At 44.2% G+C, this 17,717-nt stretch carries 13 protein-coding genes, 1 pseudogene and 1 riboswitch; of the genes and pseudogenes, 10 read left to right on the forward strand and 4 right to left on the reverse strand.

Going from position 1 to position 17,717, the window contains the following annotated elements; translation table 11 throughout:
- The first annotated feature begins 16 nt into the window (after positions 1 to 16).
- From MHH63_RS01880 to MHH63_RS01890, 3 genes are all read left to right on the forward strand, one after another.
- The gene (locus tag MHH63_RS01880) at positions 17 to 2,071 is read left to right on the forward strand and encodes an alpha-glucuronidase family glycosyl hydrolase (protein WP_341171159.1); all 2,055 of its coding nucleotides are present in this window, start codon (positions 17 to 19) and stop codon (positions 2,069 to 2,071) included.
- Between the two features lie 24 nt (positions 2,072 to 2,095).
- On the forward strand, positions 2,096 to 2,890 hold the full coding sequence (locus MHH63_RS01885) for a Nif3-like dinuclear metal center hexameric protein (protein ID WP_445321749.1): 795 nt from the start codon (positions 2,096 to 2,098) through the stop codon (positions 2,888 to 2,890).
- Positions 2,891 to 2,974: 84 nt separating this feature from the next.
- Complete coding sequence (locus MHH63_RS01890) at positions 2,975 to 3,148, forward strand: hypothetical protein (RefSeq protein ID WP_169744809.1); 174 nt, start codon at positions 2,975 to 2,977, stop codon at positions 3,146 to 3,148.
- Positions 3,149 to 3,225: 77 nt separating this feature from the next.
- On the opposite strand, the pseudogene MHH63_RS01895 reads toward MHH63_RS01890, so the two are convergent.
- Positions 3,226 to 3,336: pseudogene (locus tag MHH63_RS01895) on the reverse strand (glyoxalase); the annotation flags it as partial.
- 246 nt (positions 3,337 to 3,582) lie between these two features.
- A riboswitch (cyclic di-AMP (ydaO/yuaA leader) is annotated at positions 3,583 to 3,769 on the forward strand.
- Between the two features lie 87 nt (positions 3,770 to 3,856).
- On the opposite strand from MHH63_RS01895, the gene MHH63_RS01900 reads away from it, so the two are divergent.
- The 5 genes from MHH63_RS01900 (at position 3,857) to MHH63_RS01920 (ending at position 8,589) form a co-directional block, all read left to right on the forward strand.
- Positions 3,857 to 4,684, forward strand: coding sequence for an alpha/beta fold hydrolase (locus tag MHH63_RS01900; RefSeq protein ID WP_081386419.1), 828 nt, complete (start codon positions 3,857 to 3,859; stop codon positions 4,682 to 4,684).
- A gap of 259 nt (positions 4,685 to 4,943) precedes the next feature.
- Positions 4,944 to 5,165: a hypothetical protein gene (locus MHH63_RS01905; RefSeq protein ID WP_341171160.1), complete on the forward strand. Its 222-nt coding sequence runs from the start codon at positions 4,944 to 4,946 to the stop codon at positions 5,163 to 5,165.
- A gap of 119 nt (positions 5,166 to 5,284) precedes the next feature.
- On the forward strand, positions 5,285 to 6,346 hold the full coding sequence (gene selD, locus MHH63_RS01910; protein ID WP_341144366.1) for a selenide, water dikinase SelD: 1,062 nt from the start codon (positions 5,285 to 5,287) through the stop codon (positions 6,344 to 6,346).
- 58 nt (positions 6,347 to 6,404) lie between these two features.
- Positions 6,405 to 7,442 carry a tRNA 2-selenouridine(34) synthase MnmH gene (gene mnmH, locus MHH63_RS01915; protein ID WP_341171161.1) on the forward strand — a complete coding sequence of 346 codons (1,038 nt, stop codon included), beginning with the start codon at positions 6,405 to 6,407 and terminating at the stop codon, positions 7,440 to 7,442.
- A 34-nt stretch (positions 7,443 to 7,476) separates the two neighbouring features.
- Positions 7,477 to 8,589: a cysteine desulfurase family protein gene (locus tag MHH63_RS01920; protein ID WP_341171162.1), complete on the forward strand. Its 1,113-nt coding sequence runs from the start codon at positions 7,477 to 7,479 to the stop codon at positions 8,587 to 8,589.
- A gap of 538 nt (positions 8,590 to 9,127) precedes the next feature.
- On the opposite strand, the gene MHH63_RS01925 is transcribed toward MHH63_RS01920, so the two are convergent.
- On the reverse strand, positions 9,128 to 11,005 hold the full coding sequence (locus tag MHH63_RS01925) for an exosporium glycoprotein BclB-related protein (RefSeq protein WP_341171163.1): 1,878 nt from the start codon (positions 11,003 to 11,005) through the stop codon (positions 9,128 to 9,130).
- A gap of 200 nt (positions 11,006 to 11,205) precedes the next feature.
- The gene (locus MHH63_RS01930; protein ID WP_076128039.1) at positions 11,206 to 12,198 is read right to left on the reverse strand and encodes a LacI family DNA-binding transcriptional regulator; all 993 of its coding nucleotides are present in this window, start codon (positions 12,196 to 12,198) and stop codon (positions 11,206 to 11,208) included.
- A gap of 372 nt (positions 12,199 to 12,570) precedes the next feature.
- Between MHH63_RS01930 and gtfA the strand changes: the two genes are divergently transcribed.
- Complete coding sequence (gene gtfA / locus MHH63_RS01935; protein WP_341171164.1) at positions 12,571 to 14,013, forward strand: sucrose phosphorylase; 1,443 nt, start codon at positions 12,571 to 12,573, stop codon at positions 14,011 to 14,013.
- 86 nt (positions 14,014 to 14,099) lie between these two features.
- Here gtfA and MHH63_RS01940 read toward each other — a convergent pair whose 3' ends face one another.
- The gene (locus MHH63_RS01940) at positions 14,100 to 16,334 is read right to left on the reverse strand and encodes an AraC family transcriptional regulator (protein WP_341171165.1); all 2,235 of its coding nucleotides are present in this window, start codon (positions 16,332 to 16,334) and stop codon (positions 14,100 to 14,102) included.
- A 503-nt stretch (positions 16,335 to 16,837) separates the two neighbouring features.
- Between MHH63_RS01940 and MHH63_RS01945 the strand changes: the two genes are divergently transcribed.
- Positions 16,838 to 17,713, forward strand: a complete 876-nt coding sequence (locus tag MHH63_RS01945) for an ABC transporter permease (RefSeq protein ID WP_094903677.1) — start codon at positions 16,838 to 16,840, stop codon at positions 17,711 to 17,713.
- Positions 17,714 to 17,717 lie beyond the last annotated feature (4 nt).

The following is a 17,717-nucleotide window of genomic DNA, read 5'->3' on the forward strand; positions in this document are numbered from 1 at the left end:
TACGGGAGGAATAAACATGACAAATACCGCTTATGAGGCTTGGCTCAACTATGACCAGCTGAAATCAGGATCTCTATACAATCAATATATAGATTGGTGTGTTGAGTTGGTAGTAACGGAGGACAACGAGACGATTCAGGCGGCAGCCGCGGAATTCATACAGGGGATGACCTCTATGCTGGGCAAAGCGCCACTGCTCACAGCGAAACCTGAAGGACCGTGTATCGTTATAGGAACCTTCCAAGGGGGGAATCCATTAATTAGTAGAGTATTCGCAGGAGAACGAACCGATTCACTGGGTCCTGAAGGTTTCCTTATACGTACAAATGCTACTGAGCAATGTATCGCTGTCGGTGCTTCAACGCCTGTTGGAATATTGTATGGCGTATTCCATCTGTTACGGCTGATAGGAACAGAAAGCGAGATAGACGCTCTGAATTTGTCTATGAATCCGGTGAACGGCCTGCGAATGATTAATCACTGGGATAATTTTGATGGCAGTATTGAACGTGGCTATGCTGGACGGTCCTTTTTTTACGAGTCCAATCAATTTCTTAACGATACAAAGCGGCTGCGTGATTATGCCAGATTGATGTCCTCTGTGGGGATCAACGCGATTTCGATTAACAATGTGAATGTTCATGAGCTTGAATCTCTATTTATAACGGAGCAATATTTGCCTGATATCGCGTTAATTGCAGGAATATTCCGCGTATACGGAATTAAGCTATTCCTCAGTGCTAACTTCGCCAGCCCGATACAGATCGGAGCATTGGAGACAGCTGATCCACTGGACCCAGCGGTGCGGCAATGGTGGAAAGATAAGGCTGGTGAGGTTTATCGAGTGATCCCTGATTTTGGCGGGTTTGTGGTCAAAGCAGATTCAGAAAATCGACCAGGGCCATTCACTTACGGGCGTGACCATGCCGATGGCGCTAATATGCTGGGAGAAGCACTGGAGCCGTTTGGCGGAATCGTGATTTGGCGTTGTTTCGTATATAACTGCAAGCAGGATTGGCGTGACCGTAAGACCGATCGGGCCAGAGCAGCGTATGATCATTTCAAACCATTGGATGGCCGTTTTAATGATAATGTAGTGCTGCAAATCAAGAATGGACCGATGGATTTTCAAGTCAGAGAACCGGTATCTCCGTTGTTTGGCGCACTGGAACATACCAATCATCTGATGGAGTTTCAGATTGCTCAAGAATATACGGGGCAGCAGCGGCATCTCTGTTATCTCGTTCCACAGTGGAAAGAAGTCCTTGATTTCAATACTTATGCCAAAGGGCAAACTACGCTTGTGAAACATATTGTGGACGGATCGGTGTGGGGAAATAAATATAATGGTGTGGCTGCTGTAACAAATGTTGGGGATGACATGAACTGGACGGGGCATGGGTTAGCTCAAGCCAATCTGTATGGATATGGGAGATTAATTTGGAATCCGGAGCTGACGGCAAAAGAAATAGCTGAGGAATGGATTAGCCTTACCTTTGGCACTGATGAAGGTCTAGTGGCTGCTATTCGCGGGATGTTAATGGACTCATGGAGGATTTACGAATCTTACACAGCTCCATTAGGTGTGGGCTGGATGGTTAATCCGGATCATCATTATGGGCCGAATGTGGATGGATATGAATACGCCAAGTGGGGAACGTACCATTATGCGGATCATAAGGGCATTGGTGTGGATCGTTCAGTCAAATCGGGAACGGGGTATAGCGGACAGTATATGGGTCTTAATGCATCAAATTATGAGAATCTAGCGTCTTGTCCAGAAGAGCTGCTGCTGTTCTTCCATCATGTTCCATACACGCATGTTCTGCAATCGGGGCAAACGGTTATACAACATATCTACGATACTCATTTCGAGGGGGCAGAGCAGGCTGCACAGCTTCTAGCAACATGGAAATCACTTGAAGGCAGCATGGATAGTGGATTGTATGTGCAAGTGAAGCAACGTCTTGAAGAGCAAGCAGAGCATGCGCAGGAATGGAGAGATCGGATCAATACGTATTTTTATCGTAAGAGCGGAATTGAGGATCTTAAAGGCAGAAAGATTTATTAGATTTCGATTCGAGGGATGATGATAGTGAGTCTCACGATTAGAGCGATTTTGAAAGATTTAATGGGAACTGTGGAACAGGTAGAAGGGACTGTGGATATTCTGAACCCAGGGGAACCGGAAACTGAAGTCACAGGGATTATTACGGCCTTCTCTGCCACACAAAATATTGTGGAGCAAGCTATAGCGTTAGGAGCCAATTTGCTGATCACGCATGAAGGTGTATTTTATAGCCATCATGCAGCGAGCGAGTGGTTAGAAGGTGATCCGGTTTATCATGCGAAAAAAAGTCTGATCGAACATTCCCCAATAGCTATTTTTCGTTATCATGATTATTGGCATCGGCAAGAGCCGGATGGGATTATGATGGGCTTGCTGCGAGAGCTGGATTGGTCAGACTATGTGGAAGAGCAGCAAGCGGCTGCTACGATTCTCACTATTCCTGCTATGACTGTAATGGAAGCTGCTCAGTATATTAAAAGTAATCTAGGCATCTCTTATGTACGCGCTGCTGGTGACCTGTCTCTGTCCTGCAAACGCGTAGGGATATTAGTAGGTTACAGAGGAGGCGGGATGATGGCTATTCCGCTTTTTAATGATCACAATCTTGATTTAATTATCGCTGGAGAGGGACCAGAGTGGGAGACTCCGGAATATGTGCGGGATGCAGGGCACCAAGGCAGATCTAAAGCGCTCATCATGTTAGGTCATGCGGAGAGTGAAGCGCCGGGGATGAAATATTTAGCTGAAATCTTAGCAGACAAATATCCCATGCTTCCTACCCGGTTCATTGCTGAACAACCCATCTATCAGATGGTTTAATCTGGGGAAATTAAGAGTACGGAATAAATAAACATATTATGGAGAAAATGAAGGGAAACAGGTCACTGAGAAAGGAGTGTTTCAATGGAAATTCCTTTGGAGGCTGATGAAGTATTAAGTCGGATCAAAAAGCTGCAAAGCGACGGAAGCTCAATCAGTAAAAAACAAGTAAAGCAAAGCGACCCAGAGCTTATGAGAAGTGCGCTGTTCTTTTTTCCAAGCTGGGAGCATGCATTGAAAAACGCCGATCTTTTGTAGCCATAGTATTGTAAAAGGAAGCTAAGTGGACAGGGGGAGATCTCTGATTCTGCTTAGCTTTTTTCTTTTTTATGAAATCATTCGTGCTGTTCATGTGAAATAATATTAACAAGCTTGCCAAACGGATCGGGGACATAGAAACGACGAACACCCCAAGGTACAGAAACTGGCCCAATATTGGTATTGAAGATTGTCGTTTCTTATTAAATAGGAAAGTACTGGTGAATCACCCCCTTTTTCGCTTGCTTCAGAGCTGTTTTTCTAAAGAAAACGAGTAAACAAGAGCAAAAGAAAGAGAAAATGAAGAGTATGCTTAATATGAAATGAAAAGCATTGCTTTCAACATTATTTTGACCAGAGCCCTCCTTTACAAGAAAACCTTACAAGAGTATGATTCATCTCAGAACTGAGAATTATCTTAAATTTACAATTACATAAGCAATCCGCTTAATTTCCGTTTCTGGAAAGCGGGGGAACCAACAACTGGCAGCCGATGTGAGAGTCGGCACTGGTTATGGGGTGAATCCTGTTCCGGGTGCATAATATGCATCCCTGCAGGTAGGGCAACTCTCACTGCCCGAATCCGACAGCTAACCTCGTAAGCGTATGGAGAGAGGATGAATGGCGTGTTTAGTGATGAATAGCCACAGAGAATCCCTCTGTGGTTTTTTGCTGCGTTTTTAAGCAGATATAGTCGTAGAATTTATTATGAAAGAGGTGTTACCTTTGCCTATCGCTAAACTGAACGGAACTTCGCTCTATTATGAAATCAATGGAACTGGCACTCCGGTTGTGTTTATCCATGGACATGGATTAACACACAGTATGTTCAAACCACAGCTGGAGTATTTTTCCGATAAATATAAAGTGATTTTGTGCGATTTACGGGGGAATGGCAAGTCTGGTAAACTGCTGGAGGCCCCACATGAGATTATTGAGACGCAATGTCTGGATCTGATTATGCTGTTGAATGACCTAGGTATCCGTGAAGCAGTTTTTGTAGGAATCGCCTATGGTGGCTTAGTCGTTCAGCATATTGCCAAACAATATCCTGAGCGTGTAAAAGCAATTGTGGTCGCGGATAGCTTTTGTAGGACTCACGGATCAACAATAGTAGGGAAAATACAAACTATGGCAGCATATTGTAGTTTACTAATGTATTATCTCCCAAGCGAGCTGGTGTTGCCTTCGATTCGGATGATGTACCGAGAGCGCTGGAGTCTGGCCTACAATGAGATTAGAAGAGGGCTGCTGGACAAACGCCCCCGGGAGTTATATCGGCAAAGGCTGGCTACGAGCCATGTTGATTACACCAGATGTTTAAAGGCTTTTAAACGTCCCGCTTTATGTATTGTAGGGGACTTTAATGAATTTGGAGTGAATTGTATGAAGGAAATGGTGTCTCAGCTGCCGCAGGCGCAGTTGGCGATTATTCCGAACGCATTAGATCCAAGTAATCTGTGCCAGCCGGAGCAATTCAATGCGATTCTTCAGCGTTTCTTAGAGAAGCAGCAGGGTACTCAGCAGATTAGCTGATCTATAGGGAGACCTTCACAAGCGAGCGTTTAAGTGAGAAAATAGGCGTCCCATAGCCAGGGCGGAATGAGCTGGCTATGGGACGTCTTTCTGGGAAGAACTTTAGGGGAATTCTCCCTAAAATGAAGGAGATTATGGCTCCTAGAACGTAGATTAGGGAAATCCTCCCTAATAATAGGATGTTTTTAGCCATAAATGGGTATTTGCATGAATTTTTAGGGAGGAATTCCCTAAAAACCTCATTTTAAAGCGATTATCGATGAACATTAGGGAGGATTTCCCTAATATAATGGACATCCAACTAAAGGCTGGCTTATCCGTAGTGAAATCTACGAATGAGCCAGCCTTTGGTTATTTTACTAACCGATGGATGTTGAACATTTACAAGCATATTGTACCTAGAACGCCACTTAATGTCCCACCCTACCACAGCATCAAATATAGCTCACCCGACGTGGGAAAGAACGGTAGACCTAAGTAGTGATGGTAAGTGTATAGAGGAAGGCGTAACAAGCAGCACATCTGCTACTCTTGCATTTTGTACAATGCGATCTACTCGTGTAAGATTAAGATAATTCATACTAAAGGAGCTGAGTCATGATGTCTCAAGCTGAAACTATAAAACTGACTTCATTATCTTCAAAAGGGGGCTGCGGCTGCAAAATCGGTCCCGCTGATCTCATGCAGGTTATTCGCAGTCTGCCACCAACTGTTCCTAACCCGGATCTACTTGTAGGTCTGGACACTAGTGATGATGCAGGGGTGTACCGTTTAAGTGATGAATTAGCGTTAGTGCAAACTGTTGATTTTTTCACGCCGATCGTGGATGATCCCTATTCATTTGGTCAAATTGCAGCAGCCAATGCATTAAGTGATATTTATGCGATGGGTGGAAAGCCGCTTACGGTGCTTAATATTGTGGCCTTCCCTATTTCTGTTTTAGATAAAAGTATTCTCGGTGACATTTTGCGCGGTGCAGCGGATAAAGTACAGGAAGCAGGAGCTACTCTTGTGGGCGGACATTCCATCGACGATAAAGAGCCCAAATTCGGATTGGCCGTTACGGGCCTTGTGCATCCTGACAAAGTAAGAACGAATGCGAGCGCCAAGGTGGGAGACAAGCTGATTCTAACGAAGCCTATCGGTGTGGGGATCTTAACAACTTCCATTAAAAAGGATCAGCTATCTCCTGAAGAAACCACACGCCTTACGACAGTAATGTCTACTTTGAATAAAAAAGCGGCTGAAATCATGGAGCCTTATGATGTACATGCTTGTACAGATGTTACCGGATTTGGGCTACTGGGACATGCCTCGGAAATGGCTAAAGGGAGCGGCACGGGCCTGATCATTCGTCAAGGCGATGTACCGATGCTGCCAAGAGTAAGAGAGCTTGCGGAACAGGGATTTGTTCCAGGAGGCACTAAGAATAACTTTGCCCATCTGGAAGGCAGCATTCTTTATCCGGAAGAGATGGACCAACTAAGCCGCTATATTCTATGTGACGCTGTGACTTCTGGCGGATTGCTGATCTCTGTGGCCCCTGAACAAAGCGAAGATTTGCTAAAAGAGTTAGTAGATGCAGGGGTAGAAGCGGCATTGATCGGAGAGGTAACGGAAGAGCATCCGGGTCAGATTACGGTTATAGCTGCTGTGGAATAACTGTTGTATATCAGCTTAGAGCAAATTATGAAGGTTAGCCACCAGAGGAGAGAGCATATTGTTTCAGGACATTACACTGGAAGAACTTAGAGTGTTAAAAAACAAGAAGCAGATCACCATTATTGATGTTAGATCTCCTTCTGAATATAAAGATGCAACGCTGCCGGATAGTTTGAATATTCCCTTTTTTGATGATCAGGAACGGGCTGAAGTAGGGACGTTGTATAAACAGACAAGTGTGCAGGCCGCGAAAGAACGTGGTTTGGAGATTGCTGCGGCAAAACTGCCTTCTTTTGTCAAAGAATTTGCAGCGATTCAAGGAGACAAAGCTGTATTCTGCTGGAGGGGAGGTATGCGCAGCCGTACAACTGCGACCGTACTCTCTTTAATGGATATTCATGCTTACCGGCTGATAGGCGGCTATAAGGCTTATCGTAAATGGGTGCTCGACGAATTGGAGTCCTATGAATGTAAGACTAAGTCTTATGTGATTCACGGAAATACAGGCACAGGTAAAACCAATCTGTTACACCGCCTGAAGACACAGGGGTATCCTGTTCTGGATTTGGAAGGGATGGCAGGTCACCGTGGTTCTATTTTTGGTGAGATTGGTCTTCGTGCGAACAATCAAAAAACGTTCGATAGTCTTCTTTTAGAGGAGTTAATTAAGATCGGGGATTCTCCTTATGTACTATTTGAAGCGGAGAGCAAAAAGATTGGTAAGGTAGTGATGCCCCCGTTTATGGCCGAGCAAAAAGAGATCGGAACACAGATCTGGATTGAGATGCCTTTGCAAGCCAGAGTGCAGCAAATCCTTGAGGATTATCGGCCAGAAGAGTACAAGGAGCAGTGTATTTCTGCATTTCGGAGTATTAAATCCCGAATTCATATCCCTGTTGCAGCAGAAATCGAACGATGCTTGCAGGCGGATTTGTTCGGCGAAGCTGTGGCGCTGCTGTTAGAGTATTACTACGACCCTAGATACGATTATACGTCTACTCAGTATGAAGGCATTGAGAGAGTTACTTTTAAAGTGAATAATCTGGATGAAGCTGAGACTGCTGTGCGTTCTTTTTTAAAACGTCAGGAAGTATAAGTTTCGCGTTATGGTTAAAGGGGGCTTTACTAATATGATCTATTTAGATTACAACGCTACAACACCAGTAGATAAGGAAGTAGCAGAGGTTATGATCCCTTATCTTTACGGTCATTTTGGGAATCCCTCAAGCAGTCATTCTTTGGGGCGTGAAGCTAAACTCGGAATAGAGCAGGCAAGAACACAGGTGGCTGATTTCCTGAATTGTGCGCCGGGTGAGGTGCTTTTTACCAGTGGGGGTAGTGAGTCTAATAATACTGTCATTAAAGGAGTAGCCCAAACGTATCGCCATAAAGGTAATCACATTATCCTGTCTGCTATCGAGCATCCGGCGGTAATTAAACCTTGTCAGTTTCTGGAGCAGATGGGCTACACCCTCACTTATGTACCTGTTGACTCGTATGGAATGGTGCAGGTTGAGGATGTGAAAAAGCAGCTTACGGACCAAACCATTCTGGTCTCCATCATGCACTCTAATAACGAAACGGGCACGATCCAGCCGATCAAGGAAATAGCTGAGGTCTGCCACGAACGGGGTGTTCTTATTCATACAGATGCTTCACAGTCTGCGGGAAAAGTAGACCTCGATGTAGCGGATTTAGGAGTGGATTTTCTAACGCTTGCAGGCCATAAATTATATGCGCCCAAAGGCATTGGAGCATTGTACATTCGGGACGGCATTCACATTGAGCCTTTGATACACGGTGCGGGCCATGAACAGGGGCGAAGAGCGGGGACAGAAAATACACCTTACATCATTGGCTTAGGAAAAGCCTGCGAGCTTGCTGCTGACTCTGATTCTAGAGAAAGAGTTAAGCAAGTTACGGAGTATTTCTATGGAAGACTGCAGGAGTCTTTTGGCGAAAAAATTCATTTGAATGGTCATAAACACAAGCGCTTGCCTAACACCCTTAACGTTAGTTTTCTTGGAGCAGTGGGTCATGAAATTATCGATTCCCTGGAAGCTGTGGCTGCTTCAACTGGCTCGGCGTGCCATTCCGGTGAAACGTTGATTTCGCCTGTTTTAAAGGCTATGCATGTGTCGGAGAACATTGGACGGGGGGCGGTTCGTTTTAGTGTGGGACGATATACGACTACAGCGGAAATCGATGAGGTCATCGATAAGCTGAAGGTGTATTTGTTATAAGCTGAAATCGTATTAGTTGTGAGGTTCGTTTTTGCAAACAGTGACAAAGTGTGAATCCTAGTGAACGGACTATACGAATCTCACTAAATGGACTATGGTTCCCAGTGAACGGACTATGACTCCCAGTGAATGGACTATGGCTCCCAGTAAACGGAGTACGAATCTCACTAAACGGGCTATGGCTCTCAGTGAACGGAGTACGAATCTCACTAAACGGGCTATGAATCTCAGTGAATGGACTATGGTTCCCAGTGAACGGAGTAGCTATCGGACTCAGGCGCTCTTATTTGCAATATTTTCCTATTTTTGAGTTGCTATAGGACTCCATAGGCGTTATTAGTACAAAATAGACACTACTGAGCACCATTTCTGCCCAATAGCGCCTCTCAGGTCCGATAATCTCTCTAAACAGTGATAAATTAACGAATAGCGGCATCTGAGTCCGAAAGATCAAGAGTTGAATCCGCATATTACAAAAAAGCATCTGCCACCTCCTTCAAAAGGAATCGCAGATGCTTTTTTTAACTTTTTTTAGTGATTATACAATCGTAAAGCCAGCACTTGCATAACCAGTGACTGTATTTACAAGGGTAAGACCTGTAGCGGTGGCTGAGAATACCATAAGCAAACGTGTCTGTGGTGTTACAGTAAAATTGATACCATTCGTAATTCCGCTGACAAAAGTTCCAAGATTAATAGTACCGGTGATAGGTGGAAGTGGGACTGTTGCGCCTGGAATAGGAGTAAATGTGTTATTTGGTGTGGCAGATTGGTACAATTGCGCTGTTACATTTATCGTAGTACCAAGCAGCGATAAAGCTATGGTATTACTGAAGTAAGCGGCAATGGAAGTTATTACTCCTGCTCGAGGAGTTGAGAATGCAAAATTGATAAGCGGTCCAAGGAGAGTACCTGTCAAATCAATATTACCGCCAACAAGCGAAATACCTGTGGCTGAACTTCCGAAGCCTACAAGGCTTGTTGTTCCAACCAAACCACCTAAAACCGTGGTCATAATAATAGGTCCTCCGGATGCCAGTGGAATAATTGCACCGTTACCGGTTGCACCAGTGACTCCGGTAATGCCAGTAGCTCCGACCGCGCCGGGATCACCGGTGGCACCCGTAGCTCCGGCAACGCCGACCGCCCCCGGATCACCCGTCGCCCCTGTGGCACCCGTAGCTCCGGCAACGCCGACCGCCCCCGGATCACCCGTCACGCCCGTTGCCCCCGTAGCTCCGGCAACGCCGACCGCCCCCGGATCACCCGTCACGCCCGTTGCCCCCGTAGCTCCGGCAACGCCGACCGCGCCCGGGTCGCCCGTCGCGCCCGTTGTACCAGCAGGGCCCGCCAAGCCGGCAGCACCAGTCGAGCCCGTCGCTCCAGTTGCTCCTACGCCTGGACCCGCTGGTCCTTGCGCACCTGTTGGTCCTTGAATCCCTTGCACACCCTGTGGTCCTTGAGGTCCCATCGCACCACCAGCGATTAACAAGTAATCTGGTGAACTGCCAGGTATTCCAGTAGGTCCAGAAACAGTAGCAATATAGGTGCTGCCATTGAAGGTTACTACTTGACCTGCTGGATAAGTAGGACTTTGTGCAGGATTAAAGATTACAATTCCTTGCAGCCCTACCCCTTGCGGACCCTGAGGTCCTTGAAGTCCAGGCGTTCCTTGAGGGCCTTGAGGGCCTTGTGGTCCTTGCGGTCCTTGGGGGCCTGTGGAGCCACCAGCAATTAATAAATAGTCTGGTGAACTTCCAGGTGTTCCCGTTGGTCCAGCAACAATAGCAATATAGGTACTGCCATTAAAGGTTACTACTTGACCTGCTGGATAAGTAGGGCTTAGTGCAGGATTAAAAGCAACAATTCCTTGCAGCCCTACCCCTGTGGTTCCCTTTGCGCCCGGAACCCCTTGCGCTCCTTGCGGACCCTGAGGTCCCTGTGGCCCTTGAGGTCCAGTCGCACCTTTAATAGGCAATCCGATTGCTTGTGTAATAGAAGCTTGAATATGTCTGATCTGAATAATCAACTGATCTTTACAATTAGAGTCAATCTTCGTGGCGAGAATAAAAGATAATAACTCAGCTAACAACAGTTGAAGATTGGTGCCCACGCTTACGACAGAGAAGGGACTGACTTCGGTCGATACAATGGTTATCTCTACTACAGAAAGTAGCTCAGTTCTAAAAGGACTGCATAACTTAGAGGTATGCAAGAATTCCAATAATTCTCTTAACACTCTTTGTAGATTGGCAATATGAAGTGTTGTGGGATTCGTAAGTACGGGGGGTACCACTGCAGAGAGATCAGTGACTATTTTTAATAGTGCGTTACACTCCCTCTTTCTAATAGGACTGCTGATCCTTCCATGCTTGTTTAGGATAGCATCGCCTTTAAATGGTCTGTAATCAGGCATATTTCTATATCTCCTCCTTGAACTTCTCCTGTTCATTCCTTTGAAAAATGGGAACCTGCCCAATCAGCATATTCTGAGAAGCGGAAGTTGTTACAAAAATCGCCCTAAAAGCCGTTATTCCTGAAAGTCGTTATTAATGAAGCAATACAAAAAAGGCAGGCCACCGCTAATTACGGTAGTCTACCTTTTTAATAGATACGTTAAGTAGTCTCTCCTTTAATGAGAGTTACGTCTACAGTAGTGTTGTTGATTAGCTCTCCGTCAGCACTTTCGATCATTTGCAGGAGAGTATTGGTCAGCATGACCCCGATCCGATCACTAGGTTGCATAATGGTAGTCAATTTAGGACTCTGAAGCATGCGGGTAAAGCTGTGGTAATCATAACCGATGATTTTCAGTTGCTCGGGCACTCGAATGCCTTGCTGTTCAGCATAAATGTATAAAGCATAAGCCACAATATCATTACTGCAAAATACTCCATCATATTCTCGAAGTTGGGCCGGAGAGATATTTTCGGTGACAAAGGACCAAAAATAATCAAAGGTAAGCTTGTTGTGCGCGCCTTCGATAATATCGTAAGTTACACCATGTTTCATACTTGTGATGACAAAAGCATCCCGACGACGATTCGCTAGAATATCCAGATCTAGCGGGCCGGAGATATGTAGCAACCGTTTACAGCCCAGCTGTATCAAATGTTCGGTAGCTAGCTCACCACCGCGGTAATTATCCGATCCCACACAAGGGATATTGGAGGAAATAAAACGGTCAAAAGAGACAATAGGGAAAGGGACCTTTTTATAGCTTTCAATATTCATGGTGTGGCTGCACATGATAATGCCATCTACTTGATTCTGGCGAAGCATGCTAATATAGTTGGCTTCCTTCTCAGGATCGTCAAGAGAATTGCATATTAGCAATTTATAGTTTTTTTCATTAGCACTCATTTCAACATACTTGATGAGATCGGAAAAGAAAGGGTGGTTCGAATCTGGAACAATAATCCCAATAAAAAAGGATTGATTCTTCTGTAAGGCTCTGGCGATTTGATTAGGATGATAATCTAAGGCGTCCATCGCTTTTTCAACTTTTTTACGCGTCTCTTTGCTGATATATCCCCGGTTGTTCATTACTCTGGACACGGTAGCTACAGCAACGCCCGCCTCCTTGGCAACATCTTTAATACTTGCCATACCCTCATCCCCGTTTCATAAAATGCTCTAATCTATATTCTACAACTTTCTTGGATTGTTGACACTAATCGAGACTAACAATTGTAAAAGCATAGATAGTTTCTGATAGTTATAATAGATATGTTATACGTTACCACAAATATTTGGATATAATATTAAAAATCAATCATTATACCTATATTTTATTGATTTAATTATATGAAAACGTTTGACATATTATTTGCGCATCTATAAAATTGGTTTTGAATAAACCTTCATCTAGGGAGGAACAAGATTGTTAGGATAACGCTTTCATAAATTACATTAGTTTGATGATTTCTCAGACCTTATGAAGCAAGAGTGTATAAATTGAAATAGAAGGAGAACTCCAATATGCTGATTAAAAATGAAGTTATGCTTATCACTTATGCAGATAGCATGGGAAATAATTTAAAAGAACTAAACGAAGTACTGCATACACACTTGCAAGGAGTCGTGGGTGGGGTTCATTTATTGCCGTTTTACCCCTCTTCGGGCGACCGGGGATTTGCCCCGATGGATTATACCAAGGTTGATTCGGCTTTTGGCGACTGGGCGGAAATCGAAGAGATGAGCGAGAAGTTCTACATGATGTATGATTTCATGATCAATCACATTTCACAGCAGTCTCCATACTTTCAAGATTTCCTTGAGAAGAAGGATGCATCGCAATACAAGGATTTATTTATTCGTTACAAGGATTTCTGGCCTAACGGTGAACCAACTGAGGTTGATGTGGATTTAATTTATAAACGTAAACCGCGGGCGCCATACGTAGAGGTTACTTTTAAAGATGGGACGAAAGAAAAGGTTTGGTGTACGTTTGATGAGCAGCAGATCGATCTGGACGTGACTACCGAAACCACGAAGAAATTCGTGAAAGACAATCTGACCTTCCTTGCTGATAAAGGAGCATCGATTATCCGGCTGGACGCTTTTGCCTATGCCAACAAAAAGATGGGTACCAACTGTTTTTTCGTAGAACCGGATATTTGGGAAATGTTGAATTTGTCTAAAGAAGTAGTGGAGCCTTATGGCGTAACTGTTCTTCCGGAAATCCATGAGCATTACAGCATTCAATTGAAGATTGCAGACAAGGATTATTATGTCTATGATTTCGCCCTGCCAATGTTGGTATTACATGCTCTATATAGTGGAAAAGTAAATCGGCTTGCGCATTGGCTGGAAATCTGTCCGAGAAAACAATTCACTACCCTGGATACACATGACGGCATTGGCGTAGTGGATGTTAAGGATCTGATGACCGACGGAGAAGCTGAAATGACCAGAGAAAGCCTATATAGTCAAGGAGCAAATGTTAAGAAAAAATATAGCTCCGCCGCTTATAATAATCTGGATATTTATCAAATTAACTGCACTTATTATTCTGCACTTGGCAATGATGATCAGGCGTATCTTTTGGCCAGAGCTATTCAGTGCTTCGCCCCTGGTATTCCACAGATTTATTATGTTGGTCTATTCGCTGGCGAGAATGATATTGAGCTGCTCGAAAGCACAAAAGAAGGACGCAATATTAACCGCCATTATTATTCTAAAGATGAAATTGCTGCTGAGGTACAACGTCCTGTTGTTCAAAAGCTGTTCGCATTGTTGAAATTCAGAAATAGCTGTCCAGCTTTTAATGGTGAGATCAAGATTGTACAAGGTAGTGAGAATGAGCTGAACATCACTTGGAAAAATGAAAACAGTGTGGCGAAGCTTGAAGCTAATCTGTTGACCAAAGAATATACCATTCTTGCAGGTGAGAATGAAGCAAATATTGCGAAGGTATTTTAATATTTAACATGATATCGAAGGGTGTTCCAAAGGCCAATGTAATGGCTGCTGGAGCACCCTTCGTTTTGGAGTATAGGTGATTCATGTTATGAACTGTTTTTGGTCCGTCTGAATTCTATTGGTGTAAGGCTGAAGTTGCGTTTGAACATCCGGTGGAGATAAGAACTGCTGGTGAAGCCAGTTACTTCAGCGATATCCGATACCGATAAATCACTCTCTACAAGCAGGCGGCATACTTCCTTCATCCGTACCTCCATAATGACATCCACAATAGTGGTTAGGGTCTGCTGCTTATAAAGTCTGCTGACATAGATTGGAGACATATTAAGTTCATCGGCAATTTGGTTCAGACTCAAGCAAGGGTCCGTGTAAGATTGCTGAATGGTTTGGTTGATTTGCCGGATTAGATCGCTTTGCTTGGAGCTGCGCTTATCCGCTTGGAATTCCTGAATATGCTCGAAAAGCTGGTAAAAAGCCGCTTCAAATTCTTCTATCGTTTCATAATGTTCAAGCGAAGGCATCACCATCATCCCTTCGGTGGAGGTAGGACTAAGCTTCTTGATGTTATCGACGATTCGTTTAATCGTTAGCGTCACCCTTGAAACAGTAAGTTCCAGCACATGATAGGGATATTGCTCCATTTCACGTACCATTTCGGAGAAGTGACTGCGGGCTTCGTCTGTTCTGCCACTTGTGAGCGCATCGACCAGCTTTTTTTCGCTGTCAGCCGGGTAGGAGTAAAGATTGTTCTGAAGCTCGCTAATGCGCTCAGCATTGATCAGGCTGCCATGACCATAAAACAGTCTATGTTTGGAAGCTTCTCTGGCCTGACTGTACAGCCGGTTTAGTACATCTGGATTATCACTGATGGGGCTGTACACTAACGACAGTCCGATTTTTAGATAATCACAACAGGCCACGCGGATCTGCCGCAGCAGCACTTCAATTAGCTCGGTATCCAGATGTTCAGTGGAGGTCATGCTGCTAAGCAACATGACTACACTATCGTCATTCATATCTACAGTTTCCACCTGATAAGTCTGTCCACAGATCTCTGAGGCAATATTCATGATGGCAAACTTGTACGGAAGGAGATAAGAGCCTCGTTCCTTTCGCAGAGCTTCGTACTCATCAATGCGTAGTAATACTAGCCGGTAGCCCTCGTTTAAATTAAAAGAAATACCCAGCTGTTGAACATCATTTTGCCGGCTGTTATGAAGAGATTTAATGCCAAGCACCAGATTGCGTAATGAATTCTGCCTGATCGTGAACATGCTGTTGCGTTTATCTGCCTCAAGGGTGTTCATTCGGCTTACGATCGAATCAATCGGCAGATAAAGCCGTTTGGACAGTACCCTAGAAATAACAAGACCGAACAATAAAATAATTAAAGAAATCAGAAGCGTAGTATTGCGGATATGATTGGTCTGTTCAGTAATTACCTCATAAGGAGTAATGCGCACATATTGCCAGCCAAGCGAATCGGGCGAAGTATAGGACACCAGTGATTTATTCCCTCTAAAAGGGGCAGTAAAATAGCCGGCAGAACGTGCTTTTACTTGATGCTCCAGCCAACTGTTTTCATCCCCGGAGAGCTTCTCCAATGTCAGCTTATTCCCCGACAGAAAACGGCCTTGGTCATCCAAAATGTAGGTACTGCCACTACCGGGTGTATTGCCGCTAGCCAGTTCTTTATTGATCCAAGCCGCGGATATGTTAACAATAACCGCAGAGTTAATAGAGCGGTCCCAATTGATCGCATCATAGCAAAGGTAAGTATAGACTGAGATGGTTTTTTTCTCAGGTTCATCTATGGAATAGGTTCGCGGAATCGGCGTAAATGTTTTGTAATCCTGATAATGATTCAGCATCTGAATAATTTCAGTGTCCACCAGTTCGCGGGTGGTGAATACGCCATTCTGGCCCTGTGCTGCCGAAATATAAACCGTGTCATTATTCGGATTATATACATAGATGGATTCAATATAAGGCATGGAATTTAAGTAGTTTCCGAGATCGGACATCGCCGCGGTTACCTCATAAATAGAGGGCTTGTTGTAGAACAACAGATGAGAAATCGTGCTGGTTCGATACAGTTGAAATGAAAGCGTTTGCGCGACTTCAGCCATGTTGACCACTTTTTTGCCAGTCTGGGTCAGATCCCTTAGATCGGAGCGAAAGGTTTGCGTCTTCTCGACGCCGATGTAGTACGTATAGTAAACAAAAGTAGAGATAAGAAGGGTTAACGATATGCACAGGGTTATGGTGGTGAGCAGCTTGCCATACAGTAGTCTTTTTCTCCGTAGATCATTATTCTTCATACCGTCCCCCCTGATCATCATATGACTTACTCGGACAAGACTCTGGATGAATTCATATTATGAAGTTCCTTTATTATAAGTCCCCAAGAGTGAACAGAACAGTGGAGCAACCTTAGAATCCTGCATTTTTCCAATCTGAAGGGAGTGAACAAATTAAATATTCGTGTACAAAACAGTCTTTTCTACAAGGATTATAAGGAGTTAGCGAAGCTTGAGAAGCTCAGTGGGTCTCCGAAGACTTTTACATAAACATCCTGATTGTTCAGTTCCTGTTTCGCCAGTTTGTGCAGTAAGGCTTGTAAGCTTCACTTCTGTGTTCAGAAGAATCCCCCTATAGTGGAATTATGCAGTTTCTATATTAAGGGGAGTGAGAGATCTTGAGCCAAACCTCATCCAAAGGAATTTCAAACGTCGAACTTGGCATCCAGGCTGATGGTAGAGCACGCTTACGAACGACAAGAAAGAAGAAAGGATTGTTGTATGAGCTGGTGCACAATCGGGTAATGTTTCTGATGCTGCTGCCCACCTTGATCTTTTTTCTGGTGAATTCCTATTTTCCAATGGTAGGCATCTATTATGCGTTCACTCAATTCGACTTCAACAGCAGCATGTTCAACTCCAAGTTTGTGGGATTACAGAATTTCGAGTTCCTCTGGAGATCCGGTACGCTGGTGAAGCTCACGATGAACACGATAGGATACAATATTGCTTTTATTGTACTGGGAAATGTGCTGGCAATTGTCTGTGCGATCCTGCTGAGTGAGCTCAATGGAAAATGGTTTAAAAAGATTAGCCAATCAGTAATGTTTTTGCCTTACTTCGTATCTTTTGTAATTCTCAGCGTAATTGTCTACAACTTGTTTAATTATGACAGCGGTTTCTTAAATACAATGCTTACCCAATTTGGCCTTGATCCGGTCGACGTTTACAGTAAACCTTGGGCATGGATCTTTCTGATCATTATCTTTTATCTATGGAAAAATCTTGGCTACAGCATGGTGATTTATCTGGCGGCGATTACGGGGATTAGTGACGAATATTATGAAGCGGCCAAAATTGATGGTGCTAATATTTTCCAGCGGATTTGGTATATAACGGTGCCGATGCTGAAATCAACCTTTGTGGTGCTGCTGCTCTTTGCGCTCGGGAGTATTATGAAGGGCCAATTCGATCTTTTCTATCAATTAATAGGCAATAACGGGCTGCTCTACAATACGACGGATATCCTTGATACCTATGTATACCGTTCGCTTAAAGTAACCTTTGATGTGGGCATGGCAACGGCTGCCGGGGTCTATCAATCCTTGTTCGGCTTCGTCCTCATTATGACGGTCAACTACATTATCCGCAAAATAAACGATGACTACGCCCTGTTCTAGGAGG

The organism is Paenibacillus sp. FSL H3-0310, assembly GCF_038002785.1.
GTDB lineage: Bacteria > Bacillota > Bacilli > Paenibacillales > Paenibacillaceae > Paenibacillus_AQ > Paenibacillus_AQ odorifer.

Excerpts from the sequence above, each read along its gene's own strand:
- MHH63_RS01880 (WP_341171159.1), top strand. The coding sequence starts at position 17 with ATGACAAATACCGCTTATGAGGCTTGGCTCAACTATGACCAGCTGAAA.
- MHH63_RS01890 (WP_169744809.1), top strand. The coding sequence starts at position 2,975 with ATGGAAATTCCTTTGGAGGCTGATGAAGTATTAAGTCGGATCAAAAAG.
- MHH63_RS01900 (WP_081386419.1), top strand. The coding sequence starts at position 3,857 with ATGAAAGAGGTGTTACCTTTGCCTATCGCTAAACTGAACGGAACTTCG.
- MHH63_RS01905 (WP_341171160.1), top strand. The coding sequence starts at position 4,944 with ATGAACATTAGGGAGGATTTCCCTAATATAATGGACATCCAACTAAAG.
- selD (WP_341144366.1), top strand. The coding sequence starts at position 5,285 with ATGTCTCAAGCTGAAACTATAAAACTGACTTCATTATCTTCAAAAGGG.
- MHH63_RS01920 (WP_341171162.1), top strand. The coding sequence starts at position 7,477 with ATGATCTATTTAGATTACAACGCTACAACACCAGTAGATAAGGAAGTA.
- MHH63_RS01925 (WP_341171163.1), bottom strand. The coding sequence starts at position 11,005 with ATGCCTGATTACAGACCATTTAAAGGCGATGCTATCCTAAACAAGCAT.
- MHH63_RS01930 (WP_076128039.1), bottom strand. The coding sequence starts at position 12,198 with ATGGCAAGTATTAAAGATGTTGCCAAGGAGGCGGGCGTTGCTGTAGCT.
- gtfA (WP_341171164.1), top strand. The coding sequence starts at position 12,571 with ATGCTGATTAAAAATGAAGTTATGCTTATCACTTATGCAGATAGCATG.
- MHH63_RS01940 (WP_341171165.1), bottom strand. The coding sequence starts at position 16,334 with ATGAAGAATAATGATCTACGGAGAAAAAGACTACTGTATGGCAAGCTG.
- MHH63_RS01945 (WP_094903677.1), top strand. The coding sequence starts at position 16,838 with ATGTTTCTGATGCTGCTGCCCACCTTGATCTTTTTTCTGGTGAATTCC.